Source organism: Kitasatospora sp. LaBMicrA B282, assembly GCF_050325825.1.
GTDB lineage: Bacteria > Actinomycetota > Actinomycetes > Streptomycetales > Streptomycetaceae > Kitasatospora.
Genome location: NZ_JBNQTI010000177.1, coordinates 1 through 16,805, shown reverse-complemented (window position 1 = coordinate 16,805; position 16,805 = coordinate 1). Strand labels below are relative to the sequence as shown.

Genomic DNA, 16,805 nt, shown 5'->3' with positions numbered 1-16,805 from the left:
CGGCCCGGGCGCTGCTCGCCGGGGCCGCCGCGCACGCCTTCCACCCGCTGGAGGCCCCGCCGGCCGGCGCCGCCATCGGCCTGCTGCTGATCGCCGCCGCCCACCGGCACGGCTGGCCGGTGGCGGTCGGCGGCACCGGACGGGTGACCGCGGCGCTGGCCGCGGTGCTCGCCGAGCGCGGCGGCACCGTCGAGACCGGGGTGCGGGTGCACTCGCTGGCCGAGCTGCCGCCGGCCGAGCTGGTGCTGCTGGACCTGATGCCCGGGGCCGCGGCCGAGCTCGCCGGTGACCGGCTGCCGCCCCGGGTGCGCCGCGCGTACGCGCGCTACCGGCACGGGCCGGCGGCGTTCAAGGTCGACCTGGCCGTCGAGGGCCACCTGCCGTGGCGGGACCCGGTCTGCGCCCGGGCCGGCACCGTGCACCTGGGCGGCACCCTGGAGCAGGTGGCGCTGGCCGAGCGGGAGGTGGCGCGGGGGCGGCTGCCGGAGCACCCGTTCGTGCTGGTCGGGCAGCAGTACCTGGCCGACCCCGGGCGCTCGCGCGGCGGGCTGCACCCGGTCTGGGCCTACGCGCACGTGCCCGCCGGCTACCCCGGCGACGCCACCGAGGCGGTGCTGCGCCAGCTGGAGCGTTTCGCCCCTGGAGCCCGGGAGCGGATCGTGGCGCTGCGCAGCCGGTCCACCGCGGAGCTGGCCGCGGCGAACGCGAACCTGGTGGGCGGCGACATCGTCGGCGGCGCGAACACCCCGCGCCAGCTGCTGGCCCGTCCGCTGCTCGCGGTCGACCCCTACTGGACCGGGATCCCGGGCGTCTACCTCTGTTCGGCGGCCACCCCGCCGGGGGCCGGGGTGCACGGCATGTGCGGGTACCACGCCGCGCGGGCCGCGCTGCGAGCTGCGGAGGGGCGGCGGCGGACTTAACGTGACCTGAACGTGATGTGAACTGCGGTCAACTCTCGGGAGGCGCCACCGTGCGGATGAAGAAGGTCCTCTACGAACAGGAACTGCTCCGTCTGCAGAACGAGCTGGTCAAGCTCCAGTCCTGGGTACGGGCCGAGGGCGTCCGGCTGGTGGTGGTCTTCGAGGGACGGGACGCGGCCGGCAAGGGCGGGGCGATCAAACGGGTCACCGAGTACCTCAACCCCCGGGTGGCGCGGATCGTCGCGCTGCCCGCCCCGACCGAGCGCCAGCGCGGCCAGTGGTACTTCCAGCGCTACGTCGAGCAGCTGCCCGCGGCCGGTGAGATCGTGCTCCTCGACCGCAGTTGGTACAACCGCGCCGGGGTGGAGAAGGTGATGGGCTTCTGCACCGACCAGGAGTACCGGCAGTTCCTGCACCAGTGCCCGATCTTCGAGCGGATGCTGATCGAGGCCGGCATCGAGCTGCGCAAGTACTGGTTCTCGGTGAGCGACGTCGAGCAGGAGCGCCGCTTCCGGGCCCGGCTGGCCGACCCGATGCGGCGCTGGAAGCTCTCCCCGATGGACACCGAGTCGATCAGCCGCTGGGAGGAGTACTCGCAGGCCAAGGACGAGATGTTCGTCCATACCGACGTCCCCGACTCGCCCTGGCACGTGGTGGACAGCGACGACAAGCGGCGGGCCCGGATCAACATGATCGCCCACCTGCTCTCCACCCTGCCCTACCGCGACGTCACCGTGCCGCCGGTCTCGCTGCCGCCCCGCCCGCCCTCCAAGGGCTACCAGCGCCCGCCGCGCGACCTGCAGCGGTACGTCCCCGACCACGCCGGTGCGGTGGAACGGAAGAACGGGAGCGGCGGGCCTGTCCGATCCCTCGCCTAGGGTGGTGGGGTGGACGAACCGGACCTCTTCACCGTCGCCGCCGAGCAGCGCCAGGCCCGCGAGCCGGGCCGGGCCCCGCTCGCCGTGCGGATGCGTCCGCGCACCCTGGACGAGGTGGCGGGCCAGCGCCGGCTGCTCGCCGACGGCTCCCCGCTGCGCCGCCTGGTCGGCAGCACCAAGGGCCCGGCGGCGACCAGCTCGGTGATCCTCTGGGGTCCGCCCGGCACCGGCAAGACCACCCTGGCCCAGGTGATCAGCCACGCGGTCGAGGGCCGCTTCGTCGAGCTGTCCGCGATCACCGCCGGGGTCAAGGAGGTGCGCGCGGTGATCGAGGGGGCCCGGCGCGCGGTGGCGATGAGCGGGCAGGAGACGGTGCTCTTCCTCGACGAGATCCACCGCTTCTCCAAGGCCCAGCAGGACTCGCTGCTGCCCGCCGTGGAGAACCGCTGGGTGACCCTGATCGCCGCCACCACCGAGAACCCCTACTTCTCGGTGATCTCCCCGCTGCTCTCCCGCTCGCTGCTGCTCACCCTGGAGTCGCTCACCGACGAGGACGTCCGGCTGCTGCTGCGCCGCGCGGTGGCCGACGAGCGCGGCCTGGCCGGCAGCGTGCTGCTCGGGCAGGAGGCCGAGGACCACCTGGTCCGGCTGGCCGGCGGGGACGCCCGGCGGGCCCTGACCACGCTGGAGGCGGCCGCCGGGGCGGCGCTGGAGCAGGGCGAGCCGGAGATCACCCTGGCGATCACCGAGACCGCCGTCGACCAGGCCGCGGTGCGCTACGACAAGGACGGCGACCAGCACTACGACGTGGCCAGCGCGCTGATCAAGTCGATCCGCGGCAGCGACGTGGACGCCACCCTGCACTACCTGGCCCGGATGATCGAGGCGGGGGAGGACCCGCGGTTCATCGCCCGCCGGCTGATGATCTCGGCCAGCGAGGACATCGGCCTGGCCGACCCGACCGCGCTGCCCACCGCGGTGGCCGCGGCCCAGGCGGTGGCGCTGATCGGTTTCCCGGAGGCCCGGATCATCCTCTCCCAGGCGGCCATCGCGCTGGCCCTGGCCCCCAAGTCGAACGCCGCCTACCTGGCGATCGACGCCGCGCTGGCCGACGTCCGGGCGGGCCTGGCCGGCCCGGTCCCGCCGCACCTGCGCGACGGCCACTACAAGGGCGCGGCCAAGCTCGGCCACGCCCAGGGCTACCGGTACCCGCACGATCTGCCCGGCGGCATCGCCGCCCAGCAGTACGCCCCGGACACCGTGCACGGCAAGGCCTACTACCAGCCGACCCGGCACGGCGGCGAGGCCCGGTACGCGGACATCGTGGAGTGGACCAGGGCCCGACTGCGGGGCGACAAGGGCGACTGACCGGGCCCGGCGGAAGGGCGCCCGAGCAGCCGGTATACTCGGCCGAAGTGCCCTGTCCCGGGCTCGGCGGCGGCGACGCCGACCGGCCGCACCAGCGGGACAACGGCCCGCGACCCCTCGGGGTCGCCAGGAGCGTCGCGCACCGTTCATTCGGTGTCGCGGGCAGCCCACCACCGGCGACGGCGGTGGGCCGCGCGTGTGCATGCACGTCTCGTGCCCGGCCACGGAGAGCGGCTGATCACCCCCGGGTGGTTTTCTCCGGACCGCGAGGAGCGACCTCCGTCAACACCTGGTGCAGCCGTATTCGCAACTGAAAGAGGTAATGGTTCCATGGCGAACCAGAAGCGTCCCAAGGTCAAGATCGCTCGTGCCCTGGGCGTTCCGCTGACCCCGAAGTCCGTCAAGTACTTCGAGGCCCGCCCGTACCCGCCCGGCCAGCACGGCCGTGGTCGCAAGCAGAACTCGGACTACAAGGTCCGTCTGGTCGAGAAGCAGCGTCTGCGCGCTCAGTACGACCTGAGCGAGAAGCAGATGGCGCGCGCGTTCGACCGTGCGAAGAAGGTCTCCGGCAAGACCGGTGAGGCCCTCATCGCGCAGCTCGAGACCCGTCTCGACGCCCTGGTGCTGCGTTCGGGCATCGCCCGCACCATCTACCAGGCCCGTCAGATGGTCGTCCACGGCCACGTCGAGGTCAACGGTGGCAAGGTCAACAAGCCTTCGTTCCAGATGAAGCCCGGCTACGTGGTGACCATCAAGGAGAAGTCGAAGGAGAAGGTCCCCTTCCAGGTCGCCCGTGAGGGTGGCAACGCTGGTGAGGGCCAGACCCCGAAGTACCTCGAGGTCAACCTCAAGGCCCTGGCCTTCCGCCTGGACCGTGAGCCGCAGCGTCGCGAGGTCCCCGTGGTCTGCGACGAGCAGCTGGTCGTCGAGTACTACTCGCGCTGACCCATCGGGTACTCCGGTACCTCGGCGGAGCCCCCGCAGCCTTCGGGCTGCGGGGGCTCCGCCCGTTTCGGCCGCGGTCCGGCCCCGATCGGCGCCGCAGGCCGCGCCGCCAGCGGTTATCCGGTCGGGAACCGGGCCCGCGGCGCGATAGGGTGCCACTCTGAGGAGTGAAGGGAGCACGCGGGTGTCCGTCGGAGAGCTGGCCGGCCTGCTGGTCGCGGTGGGCTGGGTCGTCCTGGTCACCCTGCTCGCGGTGGTGCTGGTGCGGCTGTCCAAGGTGCTGCGGGAGGCCACCGTGCTGGTCTCGGCCGTCACCGAGCAGGCGGTCCCGCTGCTGTCCGACGCCAGTGCCGCGGTGCGCAGCGCGCACCAGCAGCTGGAGCGGGTCGACGACATCACCGCCAACGTGCAGGACGCCGCCGCCAACGCCAACGCCCTCTCCTCCACCGTCGCGGCCACCCTGGGTGGCCCGCTGGTCAAGCTCGCCGCCTTCAGCTACGGCGTGCGCAAGGCCGTCAACCGCCAGCAGGGCACCCTGACCTTCCCTCAGCAGAGCAGCGAGCGCGAGGCGCTGGCCCAGCTGATCCGCGCCGAGGTGCGGGCCGCCACCGCTCCCCGGGGCGGGCTGCTGTCCCGGCTCCGGCGCGCCGTGAAGGGCTGATGCACCGTGGTACGACGCATCTTCTGGATGACGGTCGGCGCCGGCGCCGCCGTCTGGGCCATGAACAAGGCGAACGAGGCCACCCGCCGGCTCACGCCGGACAGCCTGTCCGCCGGCGCCGTCCGCGGCGCGCTCCAACTGGGCGACGCGGCCCGGCAGTTCGCGCTCGACGTGCGGGCCGGGATGGCCGAGCGGGAGGAGCAGCTGCGGTCCGACCTCGGGCTGGACGGCACCGCGGTCGTCGACCCGCCGACCCGCCGCCCGATCGCGGGCGCGCCGCGCACGCTGACCGGCCGAGCTATCGAGGCGGCACCGGGGAGACCCCCGGTCGTCGCCCTGCCCCCGTCGCGCACCACCACCCCCCACGTCATCGCGTCAACGCCCCGTCAGCTCGAACAGCGCCGGGACAAGCACTCTTAACCGGAAGGACCACTCATGGAGTCGGCAGAGATCCGCCGCCGCTGGCTGCGCTTCTTCGAGGAGCGCGGCCACACCGTCGTTCCCTCGGCGTCCCTGGTCGCCGACGACCCCACCCTGCTGCTGGTCAACGCCGGCATGGTGCCGTTCAAGCCGTACTTCCTGGGCGAGACCAAGCCGCAGTTCAGCCGGGCCACCAGCGTCCAGAAGTGCGTGCGCACGCTGGACATCGAGGAGGTCGGCAAGACCACCCGGCACGGCTCGTTCTTCCAGATGTGCGGCAACTTCTCCTTCGGCGACTACTTCAAGGAAGGCGCCATCAAGTTCGCGTGGGAGCTGCTCACCACGCCCGTCGCGGACGGCGGTTACGGCCTGGAGCCCGAGAAGCTCTGGATCACCGTCTACCAGGACGACGACGAGGCCGAGCAGATCTGGCGCGAGGTCATCGGCGTGCCCTCGGAGCGGATCCAGCGCCTGGGCATGAAGGACAACTTCTGGTCGATGGGCGTGCCCGGCCCGTGCGGCCCCTGCTCGGAGATCAACTACGACCGCGGCCCCGCCTACGGCGAGGAGGGCGGCCCGGCGGTCAACGGCGAGCGCTACCTGGAGATCTGGAACCTGGTCTTCATGCAGTACGAGCGCGGCCACGGCGACGGCAAGGACGGCTTCGAGATCCTCGGCGACCTGCCGAGCAAGAACATCGACACCGGTCTGGGCCTGGAGCGGCTGGCGGCGATCCTGCAGGGCGTCGACAACCTCTTCGAGATCGACACCAGCCGTATGATCCTCGACCGCGCCGCCGAGCTGACCGGCCACACCTACGGCGCCGACCACAAGTCGGACGTCTCGCTGCGCGTGGTCACCGACCACATCCGCACCGCCGTCATGCTGATCGGCGACGGCGTCACCCCCGGCAACGAGGGCCGCGGCTACGTGCTGCGCCGTATCCTGCGCCGCGCCATCCGCAACATGCGGCTGCTGGGCGCCACCGAGCCGGTGGCCCGGGAGCTGGTGGACACCACCATCAAGGCGATGTCCCCGCAGTACCCGGACCTGGAGGCGGACCACAAGCGGATCGACACGGTCGCCGTCGCCGAGGAGACCGCCTTCCTGCAGACCCTGCGCAGCGGCACCCAGCTGCTGGACGCCGCGGTCACCGAGACCAAGCAGGCCGGCCACGCCGCCCTCTCCGGTGAGCAGGCGTTCAAGCTGCACGACACCTACGGCTTCCCGATCGACCTGACCCTGGAGATGGCCGAGGAGCAGGGCCTGCAGGTCGACGAGGCCGGCTTCCGCCGCCTGATGCAGGAGCAGCGCGACCGGGCCAAGGCGGACGCCAAGGCCAAGAAGATGGGCCACGCGGACGTGGCGGCCTACCGCGAGGTGGCCGACCGGTCCGGCGCCAGCGTCTTCACCGGCTACACCGCCACCGAGGGCGAGGCCACCGTGGTCGGCCTGCTGGTGGACGGCGCGCCGGCGCCGGCCGCCACCGAGGGCGACGAGGTCGAGATCATCCTCGACCGCACCCCGTTCTACGCCGAGGGCGGCGGCCAGCTCGCCGACCACGGCCGGATCCGGCTGGACTCCGGTGCCGTGGTGGAGATCCGCGACGTGCAGCAGCCGGTGCCCGGTGTCTTCGTGCACTCCGGCGGCGTGCTCTTCGGCGAGGTGGTGCTCGGTGCCTCCGCGTACGCGACGATCGACATCGACCGGCGCCGCGCGGTCTCCCGGGCGCACTCCGCCACCCACCTAACCCACCAGGCGCTGCGCGACGCGCTCGGCCCCACCGCGGCCCAGGCCGGTTCGGAGAACGCCCCGGGCCGCTTCCGCTTCGACTTCGGCTCGCCGGCCGCCGTTCCCGGCAGCGTGCTGACCGACGTCGAGCAGAAGATCAACGAGGTGCTGACCCGCGAACTGGACGTCACCGCCGAGGTGATGACCATGGACGAGGCGCGCAAGCAGGGCGCCATCGCGATGTTCGGCGAGAAGTACGGCGACTCGGTCCGGGTGGTGACCATCGGCGACTTCTCCAAGGAGCTGTGCGGTGGCACCCACGTCGGCAACACCGCCCAGCTGGGTCTGGTGAAGCTGCTCGGCGAGTCCTCGATCGGCTCCGGGGTGCGCCGGGTGGAGGCGCTGGTCGGCGTCGACGCCTACAAGTTCCTGGCCCGCGAGCACACCGTGGTGGCCCAGCTGACCGACCTGGTCAAGGGCCGTCCGGAGGAGCTGCCGGAGAAGATCTCCGGGATGCTCGCCAAGCTCAAGGACGCCGAGAAGGAGATCGAGAAGTTCCGGGCGGAGAAGGTGCTGGCCGCCGCCGCGGGGCTGGCCGAGGGCGCCGAGGACGTGCGCGGGGTGGCGCTGGTCGCCGCCCGGGTGGCCGACGGCACCGGCGCCGACGAGCTGCGCAAGCTGGTCCTGGACGTGCGGGCCCGCCTGGGCTCGCGCCCGGCCGTGGTGGCCGCCTTCACCGTGGTGAACGACCGTCCGCTCACCGTCATCGCCACCAACGAGGACGCCCGGGCCCGTGGCGTCAAGGCCGGTGAGCTGGTCCGCACCGCCGCCAAGACCCTCGGCGGCGGTGGCGGCGGCAAGGACGACGTGGCCCAGGGCGGCGGCAGCAACCCGGCCGCGGTCGGCGAGGCGATCGAGGCCGTGCGCGCCCTGGTCGCGGAGCGCGCCGCCTGATGGAGGAGCAGGAGCGGGCGCCCTGGCGCCGGGGCCGGCGGATCGCCGTGGACGTCGGTGACGCCCGGATCGGGGTCGCGTCCTGCGACCCCGACGGGCTGATCGCCACGCCCGTGGAGACGGTCCCCGCCGGGGGCCGCTCCCAGGCCCGGCTCAAGGCGATCGTCGAGGAGTACGACGCGATCGAGGTGGTGGTCGGCCTGCCGCGCTCGCTCAGCGGCAAGGAGGGCCCGGCGGCGGCCAAGGTCCGCGGTTACGCGGGCCGGCTGGCCGCGCTGCTCGCCCCGGTGCCGGTCCGACTGGTGGACGAGCGGATGACCACGGTCACCGCGGCCCAGGGCATGCGGGCCTCCGGGGTGAAGGCCAAGAAGGGCCGCTCGGCGATCGACCAGGCCGCCGCCGTGGTGATCCTGCAGGCCGCGCTGGAGACCGAACGGGTGAGTGGTCGCCCGCCCGGCGAGAGTGTCGCACCGATCAGCTGATCAGTCGGTCGTAACGTTTTTCCCCGAGGGGCCCGTCCGGACGCGTCCGGACGGGCCCCGTCGTCTTGACCGGGCCCCACGCTCGACTGGGGCGCCAACCGGGGAATCGCCGACACCAGGGGCGGACGCGATGGACCAGGATGAGCTGCCGGGTCTGACCCCGGGACACCTCGGGGCCCCGACGCCCGAGCCGCAACCGGCGCCACGCTCGGAGTGGTCACCGGCGGTCGATGCGACCGAGGGGCGCGCGCCGTCGACCGAGCCCCCCGAGCCGCCCGAACCCAGGACCGGCCGGACCGGACTGGCGTGCGGGATCACCGTCCTGCTGCTCGCGCTGCTGGCGGGGGGCGTACTGGTGGCCGGGCACGCGCTGCTCAGCCGGACCGTGCCCCGGCTGCCCGCCGACTACGCCGGCACCGGGCGCGGCACGGTGGTCCAGCTCTCGGTGCCGCAGGGCGCCACCCTCACCCAGATCGGCCGGCTGCTGCAGCAGAACGACGTGGTGGCCAGCATCGCGGCCTTCGTGGCCGCCGCCTCCGACGACGGCACCGGGACCGGGGGCGGCAAGCGGATCCAGCCGGGCAGCTACGCGCTGCGCCACCACATGTCGGCGGACGCCGCCCTGGCGGTGCTGGACAACCCGGCCAACGCCAACGCGCTGACCATCCCCGAGGGCCGCCGGGCCAGCCAGGTCTACCAGGCCGTCGACCAGCGGCTCGGGCTGCCGGCCGGCACCGCCGAGCAGACCGCGAACCAGCACCTGGCCGACCTCGACCTGCCGGACTTCGCGGGCGGCCACCCCGAGGGGCTCTTCTACCCCTCCACCTACACCGTGACCAAGGACACCACCGCGCTCGGCCTGCTCCAGGAGATGGTGCAGCGCGGCACCCGCGAGTACACCGCCGACGGGCTGGCCCACCCGGTGGTCGGCGGGCTGACGTCCTACCAGGCGCTGGTGGTGGCCAGCCTGGTCCAGGCGGAGTCGGACAACCCGGACGACATGGCGAAGGTGGCCCGGGTGATCTACAACCGGCTGGCCCGCTCGATGCCGCTCCAACTGGACTCCACCATCAACTACGCGCTGGGGCGCACCACCCTGAACACCACCGCGACCGACACCCAACTGGACTCGCCCTTCAACACCTACCGCGCGCCGGGCCTGCCGCCCACCCCGATCGACAACCCGGGTCAGGATGCCCTACATGCCGCACTCGAACCGGCTCCGGGGGATTGGATCTATTTTGTGACAGTACGCCCTGGCGACACAAGGTTCACCGACAGTGAGCAACAGCACCGCAAGAACGTCGACGACTTCAACGCCTACCAGGCCAAACACGGTGCCTCGCCGGGGTCTTCGGACACACCGTCGGCGGGGTCGGCGACCGGATCGGGCGCTCATTGACCATCCGGAGCGGTACCGTGCGGTACGGTAACGTCTCCCCCCAGGCGCTGCGCTAGCACGCCAATTCGAGATGTTGCCGGGACGCCGTCCCGGACGGCCGGTCCGTTCTCCGTCCGTCTCCGTCGGCCAAAGGGATTCGATGACTGATCTGGGTCGGGGCTACGGCTCCCAGCCGTGGCACCCCGCCGAGCCCGGCTACGGTGAGCAGCCGCAGCAGGCGGCCCCGGGCGGACCGGACTACGTCCCGCAGGATCCCTACGCCACGGGTCAGTACCCGGCGCAGGCGCAGGAGCAGTACCTCCGGCAGCAGCAGGGCTACGTCCCGGCGGACCCGTACCAGCAGCAGTGGCAGCAGCAACCGCAGCCCCAGCCGCAGCCCGGTCCGCAGCCGCCCGGCGGCTACCAGCCGTACCCGCCGCAGGGCGGCTACCAGCAGCAGACCGGCTACGCCCCCCAGCCCGGCTACCCGCAGCAGGGCGCCTTCCCGCAGCAGCAGGGGATGCCCCAGCAGGGCGCCTTCCCGCAGCAGCAGTCCATGCCCCAACAGGCGATGCCGCAGCAGGCCGTGCCCCAACAGGCCATGCCCCAGCAGGCCATGCCCCAGCAGGGCTTCCCCCAGCAGCAGTTCGGCCGCCCCATCCCGCAGCAGCAGCCGGTCGCGGCGCCGATCCCGCAGCAGCAGGCCGCCCCCGCCCCGGCCCCCGCCCGGCGCCGCCCGGCCGGCCCCGGCCCGGACGGCATCGACTGGGAGGCCGAGGCCGCCGCCCTGGACGCCGCCGAGTCGGGCACCGCGGAGCCGTACGCCGACGAGCAGTTCGCCGACGGCGAGGTGTACACCGAGGAGGAGTACACCGAGGAGTACACCGACGAGGAGTACGCCGAAGGCGAGCACCCCGAGGACGAGTACGCCGCGGAGGGCGAGCAGCACCAGTCCTTCCTGGGCGAGGAGGACACCAGCGAGGAGGCCCAGGCCAAGCGGAAGGCCAAGGGCAAGAAGTCCGGCCTGCGCAACAGCGGTGCCTGCCTGGTGGTCGCGCTGGCCCTGGTCGGTGCGATGGGCGGCGCCGCCTGGTGGGGCTACGGCTTCTACAAGAAGACCTTCGGCCCGCCGGCGGACTTCACCGGCGACGGCAGCGGCGCGGTGACCATCACGATCGCCGACGGCGCCAGCGGCACCGACATGGGCAACACCCTGCTCGCGGCCGACGTGGTCAAGAGCACCGGCGCCTTCGTCAACGCCTACGGCAAGAACCCCAAGGGCAACACCATCCAGCCCGGCACCTACACGCTGCACCACGAGATGTCGGGCGCGGCCGCCGTGCAGCTGCTGGTGGACTCCAACGGCGGCAACGCGCTGATCATCCCCGAGGGCACCCGGGCCGCCGACATCTACACGATGATCGACAGCAAGCTGAAGCTGCAGGCCGGCAGCACCGCGAACGTGGCCAAGACCCAGGTGAACAACCTCGGCCTGCCCGCCTACGCGCAGGGCAACCCGGAGGGCTTCCTCTTCCCGCAGAAGTACTCGATCACCCCGGGCATGCAGCCGGTGGACCTGCTCAAGCAGATGGTCGCCGCCTCGGTGCAGCACTACCAGGACCTCAACCTGGACGCGGGCGCGCAGAAGATCGGCCTGCAGAACGGCTACCAGGTGATCGTCGAGGCCAGCATCCTGCAGCGCGAGGGCAACAACGACAACGACTTCGGCAAGATCGCCCGGGTCCTCTACAACCGCCTGAACAACCCCAGCGCCACGCAGGGCAAGCTGCAGCTGGACACCACGCTGCAGTACGCGCTCGGCCGCAACAACTTCAGCGCCGCCGAGCGCGAGGGTGACAAGAGCCCGTACAACACCTACGTGAACAAGGGCCTGCCGCCGACCCCGATCTCCAACCCGGGCGACGCGGCGATCCAGGCCGTGCTCTCGCCGACGCCGGGCGACTGGGTGTACTTCGTGGCCGTGTCGCCGACCGACACCCGGTTCGACGTGACCTTCGCCGACTTCAAGAACGACGTGAAGGCGTACTGCACCGCGCACAACCAGACCTTCGACGACAAGGACGCCACCTGCAACGCCTCGTGACGCCACCCGGGGCCGGCAGTGGTTGGGAAGGACCACCACACGTGACCACGCACCACCGGCCGCACCGCGCGGCCGTCCTCGGCATGCCGATCGCGCACTCGCTCTCGCCGGTGCTGCACACCGCGGCCTACCGCGAACTCGGCCTGACCGACTGGGAGTACGGCCGGTACGAGGTGGACGAGGCGGGCCTGCCCGGCTTTGTGGCCGGGCTGGAGCCGGGCGCCTGGGCCGGGTGCTCGCTGACCATGCCGCTGAAGCGGGCGATCATCCCGCTGCTGGACGAGGTGAGCGAGACCGCGCTCGCGGTGGACGCGGTCAACACCCTGGTCTTCGAGGCCGACGGCCGCCGCACCGGCGACAACACCGACGTGCCGGGCCTGGTGGCGGCGTTGCGCGAGCGCGGCATCGAGAAGGTGCCGAGCGCCGCGGTGCTGGGCGCCGGGGCCACCGCCTCCTCGGCACTGGCCGCGCTGGCCCGGCTGGGCGCCGCCGAGGTCACCGTGTACGTGCGCAGCCCCGAGCGGGCCCGTGAGATGCAGGCGCTCGGCGAGCGGCTCCAGGTCGCGGTGCGCACCGCCGACTGGGCGCGCGGGGCCGAGGCGCTGGCCGGCCCGCTGACCGTGGCCACCACCCCGGTGGGGGCCACCGACGCGTTCGCCGGGCAGCTGACCGCGACCCCGGGCGCGCTCTTCGACGTGCTCTACCACCCCTGGCCGACCCCGCTGGCGGCGGCCTGCGCCGAGCACGGCGCCACCGTGCTCGGCGGGCTCGACCTGCTGGTGCACCAGGCGGTGCTGCAGTTCGAACGGTTCACCGGGATCACCCCGGGCCCGCTGGCCGCGATGCGGGCGGCCGGCGAGGCGGCGCTGGCCGGACACTGACGGCTGGGCCGCGCCGCGCGGGGTCAGTGCGCGCCGCGCGGCTCCCGGCCGCGCAGTACCGCGACCAGCCCGGCCAGCGAGACCACCGCCCAGACGCCCTCGAGCAGCAGGAAGCCCCACTGGGCGGTGAGTCCGGCCTGGACGGCCAGGATCGTCGAGCCGCAGAGGTTGAGCAGCAGGTAACTGCGCGCCCGCGCGTTCAGACGCCCCCACTGCGCCAGCGCGAACGGGATCAGGATGAGGATCGAGCCGAAGATCTGCACGGTCTGTTCCATGACGGCACCCTCTCTGGGATGCGTCGTCTTGTCGGACCGGGTACGGCGCGTCTCGTCCGGTGGCCGCGCGATCGCGACCGACCACCATTGTGCCCCATCTCCCCGGCGCGGCGTCGGGTACCGGGCGCCGCCCGCCGATCCGTGCCGTCGCCGCGCCCCGGACGCGCCCGTCCCGACCTGGGACGACGGTGTCCGGTCTGCGGACCTGTGGCTTCTTCGGGGGTCGGACGTGAAAGGATCAGGGCAAAGCCTTGCCGTTCGATGAAGGAGCACCGTTGGGTACGTTGCGCTGGCTCACAGCGGGGGAGTCGCACGGGCCGGCCCTGGTGGCCACGCTGGAGGGGTTGCCCGCGGGCGTGCCGGTGACGACCGGGGCGGTTGCGGAGGCGTTGGCCCGGCGTCGGCTCGGGTACGGGCGGGGTGCTCGGATGAAGTTCGAGCAGGACGAGGTGACCTTCCTCGGTGGGGTGCGGCACGGCGAGACCATGGGCAGCCCGGTGGCGATCATGGTCGGGAACACCGAGTGGCCCAAGTGGGAGCAGGTGATGTCGGCCGATCCGGTGGACCCGGACGTCCTGGCCGGTCTGGCGCGCAATGAGGCGTTGACGCGGCCGCGGCCGGGGCATGCGGATCTGGCGGGGATGCAGAAGTACTCGATCGAGGAGGCGCGGCCGATCCTGGAGCGGGCCAGTGCGCGGGAGACCGCGGCGCGGGTGGCGTTGGGTGAGGTGGCGCGGGCGTTCCTGCGGGAGACGTGCGGGATCGAGATCGTGTCGCACGTGGTGGAGTTGGGGGCGGCCAAGGCGCCGGCGGGGGTGGTGCCGCTGCCGGGTGACGAGGCGCGCCTGGATGCCGATCCGGTGCGGTGCCTGGACGAGGAGGCGTCGCGGCGGATGGTCGAGGAGATCGACCAGGCGCACAAGGACGGTGACACGCTGGGCGGGGTCGTGGAGGTGCTGGCCTACGGGGTGCCGGTGGGGCTGGGCTCGCACGTGCACTGGGACCGGCGCCTGGACGCCCGCCTGGCAGCGGCTCTGATGGGCATTCAGGCGATCAAGGGTGTCGAGGTGGGCGACGGCTTCGAGCTGGCCCGGGTACCCGGATCACTGGCGCACGACGAGATCGCCCCCGGCCCGGACGGTGTGCAGCGCCTGTCGGGCCGCTCGGGCGGCACCGAGGGCGGCCTGTCCACGGGTGAACTGCTGCGGGTGCGGGCCGCGATGAAGCCGATCGCCACCGTGCCGCGGGCGCTGCGCACGATCGATGTGCGTACCGGTGAGGAGGCGCGGGCGCATCACCAGCGGTCGGATGTGTGTGCGGTGCCGGCGGCCGGGATCGTGGCCGAGGCGATGGTGGCGTTGGTGCTCGCGGACGCGGTGAGCGAGAAGTTCGGTGGCGACCACGTGAGCGAGACCCGCCGCAACGTCCAGGGCTACCTCGACCACCTGGTGGTGCGGTGAGCGGGTCGCCCGCCGGGCCGTCGGTGATCCTGGTCGGCCCGCCCGGGGCCGGCAAGAGCACGGTCGGCCGACTGCTCGCCGAGCGGCTGGGCTGCGGGTTCCGGGACACCGACGCCGACATCGAGCAGACGGCCGGCAAGCCGATCCCGGACATCTTCGTCGAGGACGGCGAGCCGCACTTCCGGGAGCTGGAGGCGCAGGCGGTGGCCGCCGCGCTGGCCGAGCACACCGGAGTGCTGTCGCTCGGCGGCGGCGCCGTGATGGCGGACGCCACCCGGGCGCTGCTGGTCGGGCGTCCGGTGGCCTTCCTCGAAGTGGCGCTGCACGACGCGGTCAAGCGGGTCGGGCTGGACGCCCCGCGCCCGCTGCTCGCGGTCAACCCGCGCCAGCAGTGGCGCGAGCTGATGGAGCGCCGCCGCCCGCTCTACCTGGAGGTGGCGGCCGCCGCGGTCGCCACCGAGGGCCTGACCCCCGAGCAGGTGGCGGACGCGGTACTGGCAGCACTGGACCTGACGACAGCTGAAGGAAGCATGCGCAGCGACGACACCGTCACCATCAACGTCGGCGGCTCGGCCGGCCACGAGCCGTACGACGTGCTGATCGGTCATCAACTGCTCGGGGAGCTGAGCGGACTGATCGGCGGTCAGGCCCGCCGGGTGGCGATCATCCACCCGGAGGCGCTGTCCGCCACCGGCGAGGCGATCCGCGAGGACCTGGCCGCCGAGGGCTACGAGGCGATCGCGCTGCAGGTGCCGAACGCCGAGGAGGCCAAGAGCGCCGAGGTGGCCGCGTACTGCTGGTCGGTGCTCGGCCAGACCGGCTTCACCCGGTCCGACGTGATCGTCGGCCTGGGCGGCGGGGCCACCACCGACCTGGCCGGCTTCGTCGCCGCCACCTGGCTGCGCGGAGTGCGCTGGGTCTCGATGCCCACCACGCTGCTCGGCATGGTGGACGCGGCGGTCGGCGGCAAGACCGGCATCAACATCGCCGAGGGCAAGAACATGGTCGGCGCCTTCCACCCGCCGGTGGGCGTGCTGGCCGACCTGGCCACCCTGGAGACCGTGCCCAAGCACGACTACGTCTCCGGCCTGGCCGAGGTGATCAAGTGCGGCTTCATCGCCGACCCGGTGATCCTCGACCTGGTGGAGGCCGATCCGGAGGGCGCCAGGACGCCGGCCGGGCCGCACACCGTGGAGCTGATCCGGCGGGCGATCCAGGTCAAGGCCGACGTGGTCTCCGGCGACCTCAAGGAGTCGGGCCGGCGCGAGATCCTCAACTACGGCCACACGCTGGCCCACGCGATCGAGCGCAACGAGCGGTACAAGTGGCGGCACGGTGCCGCGGTCTCGGTCGGCATGGTGTTCGCCGCCGAACTCGGCCGGCTGGCCGGGCGGTTGGACGACGCCACGGCCGACCGGCACCGCACCGTGCTGGCCTCGGTGGGCCTGCCGCTGAGCTACCGCGCGGACGCCTGGCCGAAGCTGCTGGACGCCATGAAGATCGACAAGAAGTCGCGCGGCGACCTGCTGCGCTTCATCGTGCTGGACGGGCTGGCGAAGACCTCGGTGCTGGAGGGCCCGGACCCCTCGCTGCTGGTCGCGGCCTACGCGGAGGTGTCGGGATGACCCGGGTACTGGTGCTGAACGGCCCCAACCTCGGCCGGCTGGGCAGCCGCGAGCCGGACGTCTACGGCGCCACCTCCTACCAGGGGCTGGTCGAGCGCTGCACCGCGCTCGGCCGCGAGCTGGGCCTGGACGTCGAGGTCCGGGAGACCAACTCCGAGCTGCAGATGGTCCAGTGGCTGCACGAGGCGGCCGACGGCAAGCTGCCGGTGGTACTCAACCCCGCCGCCTTCACGCACTACTCGTACGCGATGCGGGACGCCGCGGCCCAGCGCACCGCGCCGCTGATCGAGGTGCACATCTCCAACCCGTACGCGCGCGAGGAGTTCCGGCACAACTCGGTGGTCGCCTCGGTCGCCTCCGGCACCATCGCCGGGTTCGGCCTGGGGTCGTACGAGTTGGCGCTGCGCGCCCTGGCGGAGCAGCTCACCACCAGGTGAGCGCGGCGGTGGTCCGCCAAGGAGCCGTGTGGAAGTGGGCTCCGCGGCGGGCCGCCGTGTAATCTCCCCGGCGGGAGGTGTGTCCGTGTCGCAGCAGTACGCAGGGGGAGTGCCCCCGCACCCGGCGGTGCCGCCACCGGTCCCGCCGAGCCAGAGCGTGCCGCCGCCCCCCGCGTCGCCGCCGGCCACGGCCACGGCCCCTGCGTCGCCGCCGCCACCGGCTTCCGTGCCGCCGGCGGCCCCGGCCGCTGCTCCGGCTCCTGTGCCGCCGCCCGTGCCGTCC

The 16,805-nt window shown here is 72.9% G+C and carries 15 protein-coding genes and 1 riboswitch; of the genes, 14 read left to right on the top strand and 1 reads right to left on the bottom strand.

Features of this window, described 5'->3' with window-relative positions; genetic code table 11:
- The 11 genes from ACQRUO_RS32935 to ACQRUO_RS32885 all read left to right on the top strand — a co-directional run.
- Positions 1 to 920 (top strand): phytoene desaturase family protein (locus ACQRUO_RS32935; RefSeq protein WP_428319801.1); only part of this gene is annotated, 920 nt, incomplete at its 5' end.
- Between the two features lie 56 nt (positions 921 to 976).
- Complete coding sequence (gene ppk2, locus ACQRUO_RS32930) at positions 977 to 1,798, top strand: polyphosphate kinase 2 (protein ID WP_428319802.1); 822 nt, start codon at positions 977 to 979, stop codon at positions 1,796 to 1,798.
- Between the two features lie 9 nt (positions 1,799 to 1,807).
- Positions 1,808 to 3,166, top strand: a complete 1,359-nt coding sequence (locus ACQRUO_RS32925) for a replication-associated recombination protein A (RefSeq protein WP_428319800.1) — start codon at positions 1,808 to 1,810, stop codon at positions 3,164 to 3,166.
- 330 nt (positions 3,167 to 3,496) lie between these two features.
- Positions 3,497 to 4,111 (top strand): 30S ribosomal protein S4, encoded by a 615-nt coding sequence (gene rpsD, locus ACQRUO_RS32920; RefSeq protein ID WP_428319799.1) that lies wholly within the window; start codon positions 3,497 to 3,499, stop codon positions 4,109 to 4,111.
- A gap of 184 nt (positions 4,112 to 4,295) precedes the next feature.
- Entirely contained in the window at positions 4,296 to 4,772 is a 477-nt protein-coding gene (locus tag ACQRUO_RS32915; protein ID WP_428319798.1) for a DUF948 domain-containing protein, read from the top strand.
- Between the two features lie 6 nt (positions 4,773 to 4,778).
- Positions 4,779 to 5,192, top strand: coding sequence for a DUF6167 family protein (locus ACQRUO_RS32910; RefSeq protein WP_428319797.1), 414 nt, complete (start codon positions 4,779 to 4,781; stop codon positions 5,190 to 5,192).
- Between the two features lie 15 nt (positions 5,193 to 5,207).
- Entirely contained in the window at positions 5,208 to 7,877 is a 2,670-nt protein-coding gene (gene alaS / locus ACQRUO_RS32905) for an alanine--tRNA ligase (RefSeq protein WP_428319796.1), read from the top strand.
- Entirely contained in the window at positions 7,877 to 8,359 is a 483-nt protein-coding gene (gene ruvX, locus ACQRUO_RS32900) for a Holliday junction resolvase RuvX (protein ID WP_428319795.1), read from the top strand. The genes alaS and ruvX overlap by 1 nt, the downstream gene beginning before the upstream one ends.
- 130 nt (positions 8,360 to 8,489) lie before the next feature.
- Positions 8,490 to 9,761 carry an endolytic transglycosylase MltG gene (gene mltG / locus ACQRUO_RS32895; RefSeq protein WP_428319794.1) on the top strand — a complete coding sequence of 424 codons (1,272 nt, stop codon included), beginning with the start codon at positions 8,490 to 8,492 and terminating at the stop codon, positions 9,759 to 9,761.
- Between the two features lie 139 nt (positions 9,762 to 9,900).
- A complete protein-coding gene (mltG, locus tag ACQRUO_RS32890) occupies positions 9,901 to 11,844 on the top strand; it encodes an endolytic transglycosylase MltG (protein WP_428319793.1) in 1,944 nt (647 codons plus the stop codon).
- A gap of 41 nt (positions 11,845 to 11,885) precedes the next feature.
- Positions 11,886 to 12,725 (top strand): shikimate dehydrogenase, encoded by an 840-nt coding sequence (locus ACQRUO_RS32885; protein WP_428319792.1) that lies wholly within the window; start codon positions 11,886 to 11,888, stop codon positions 12,723 to 12,725.
- 23 nt (positions 12,726 to 12,748) lie between these two features.
- Here ACQRUO_RS32885 and ACQRUO_RS32880 read toward each other — a convergent pair whose 3' ends face one another.
- Complete coding sequence (locus tag ACQRUO_RS32880; RefSeq protein WP_428319791.1) at positions 12,749 to 13,000, bottom strand: CBU_0592 family membrane protein; 252 nt, start codon at positions 12,998 to 13,000, stop codon at positions 12,749 to 12,751.
- 17 nt (positions 13,001 to 13,017) lie between these two features.
- Positions 13,018 to 13,083: riboswitch (guanidine-III (ykkC-III) riboswitch) on the bottom strand.
- 192 nt (positions 13,084 to 13,275) lie between these two features.
- On the opposite strand from ACQRUO_RS32880, the gene aroC reads away from it, so the two are divergent.
- From aroC to aroQ, 3 genes are read left to right on the top strand one after another with little or no spacing between them, the layout of a single operon-like run.
- Positions 13,276 to 14,460: a chorismate synthase gene (gene aroC / locus ACQRUO_RS32875; protein WP_428319790.1), complete on the top strand. Its 1,185-nt coding sequence runs from the start codon at positions 13,276 to 13,278 to the stop codon at positions 14,458 to 14,460.
- Entirely contained in the window at positions 14,457 to 16,085 is a 1,629-nt protein-coding gene (gene aroB / locus ACQRUO_RS32870; RefSeq protein WP_428319789.1) for a 3-dehydroquinate synthase, read from the top strand. Before aroC ends, aroB begins: the two co-directional genes overlap by 4 nt.
- Positions 16,082 to 16,522: a type II 3-dehydroquinate dehydratase gene (gene aroQ, locus ACQRUO_RS32865; RefSeq protein WP_428319788.1), complete on the top strand. Its 441-nt coding sequence runs from the start codon at positions 16,082 to 16,084 to the stop codon at positions 16,520 to 16,522. Before aroB ends, aroQ begins: the two co-directional genes overlap by 4 nt.
- Positions 16,523 to 16,805 lie beyond the last annotated feature (283 nt).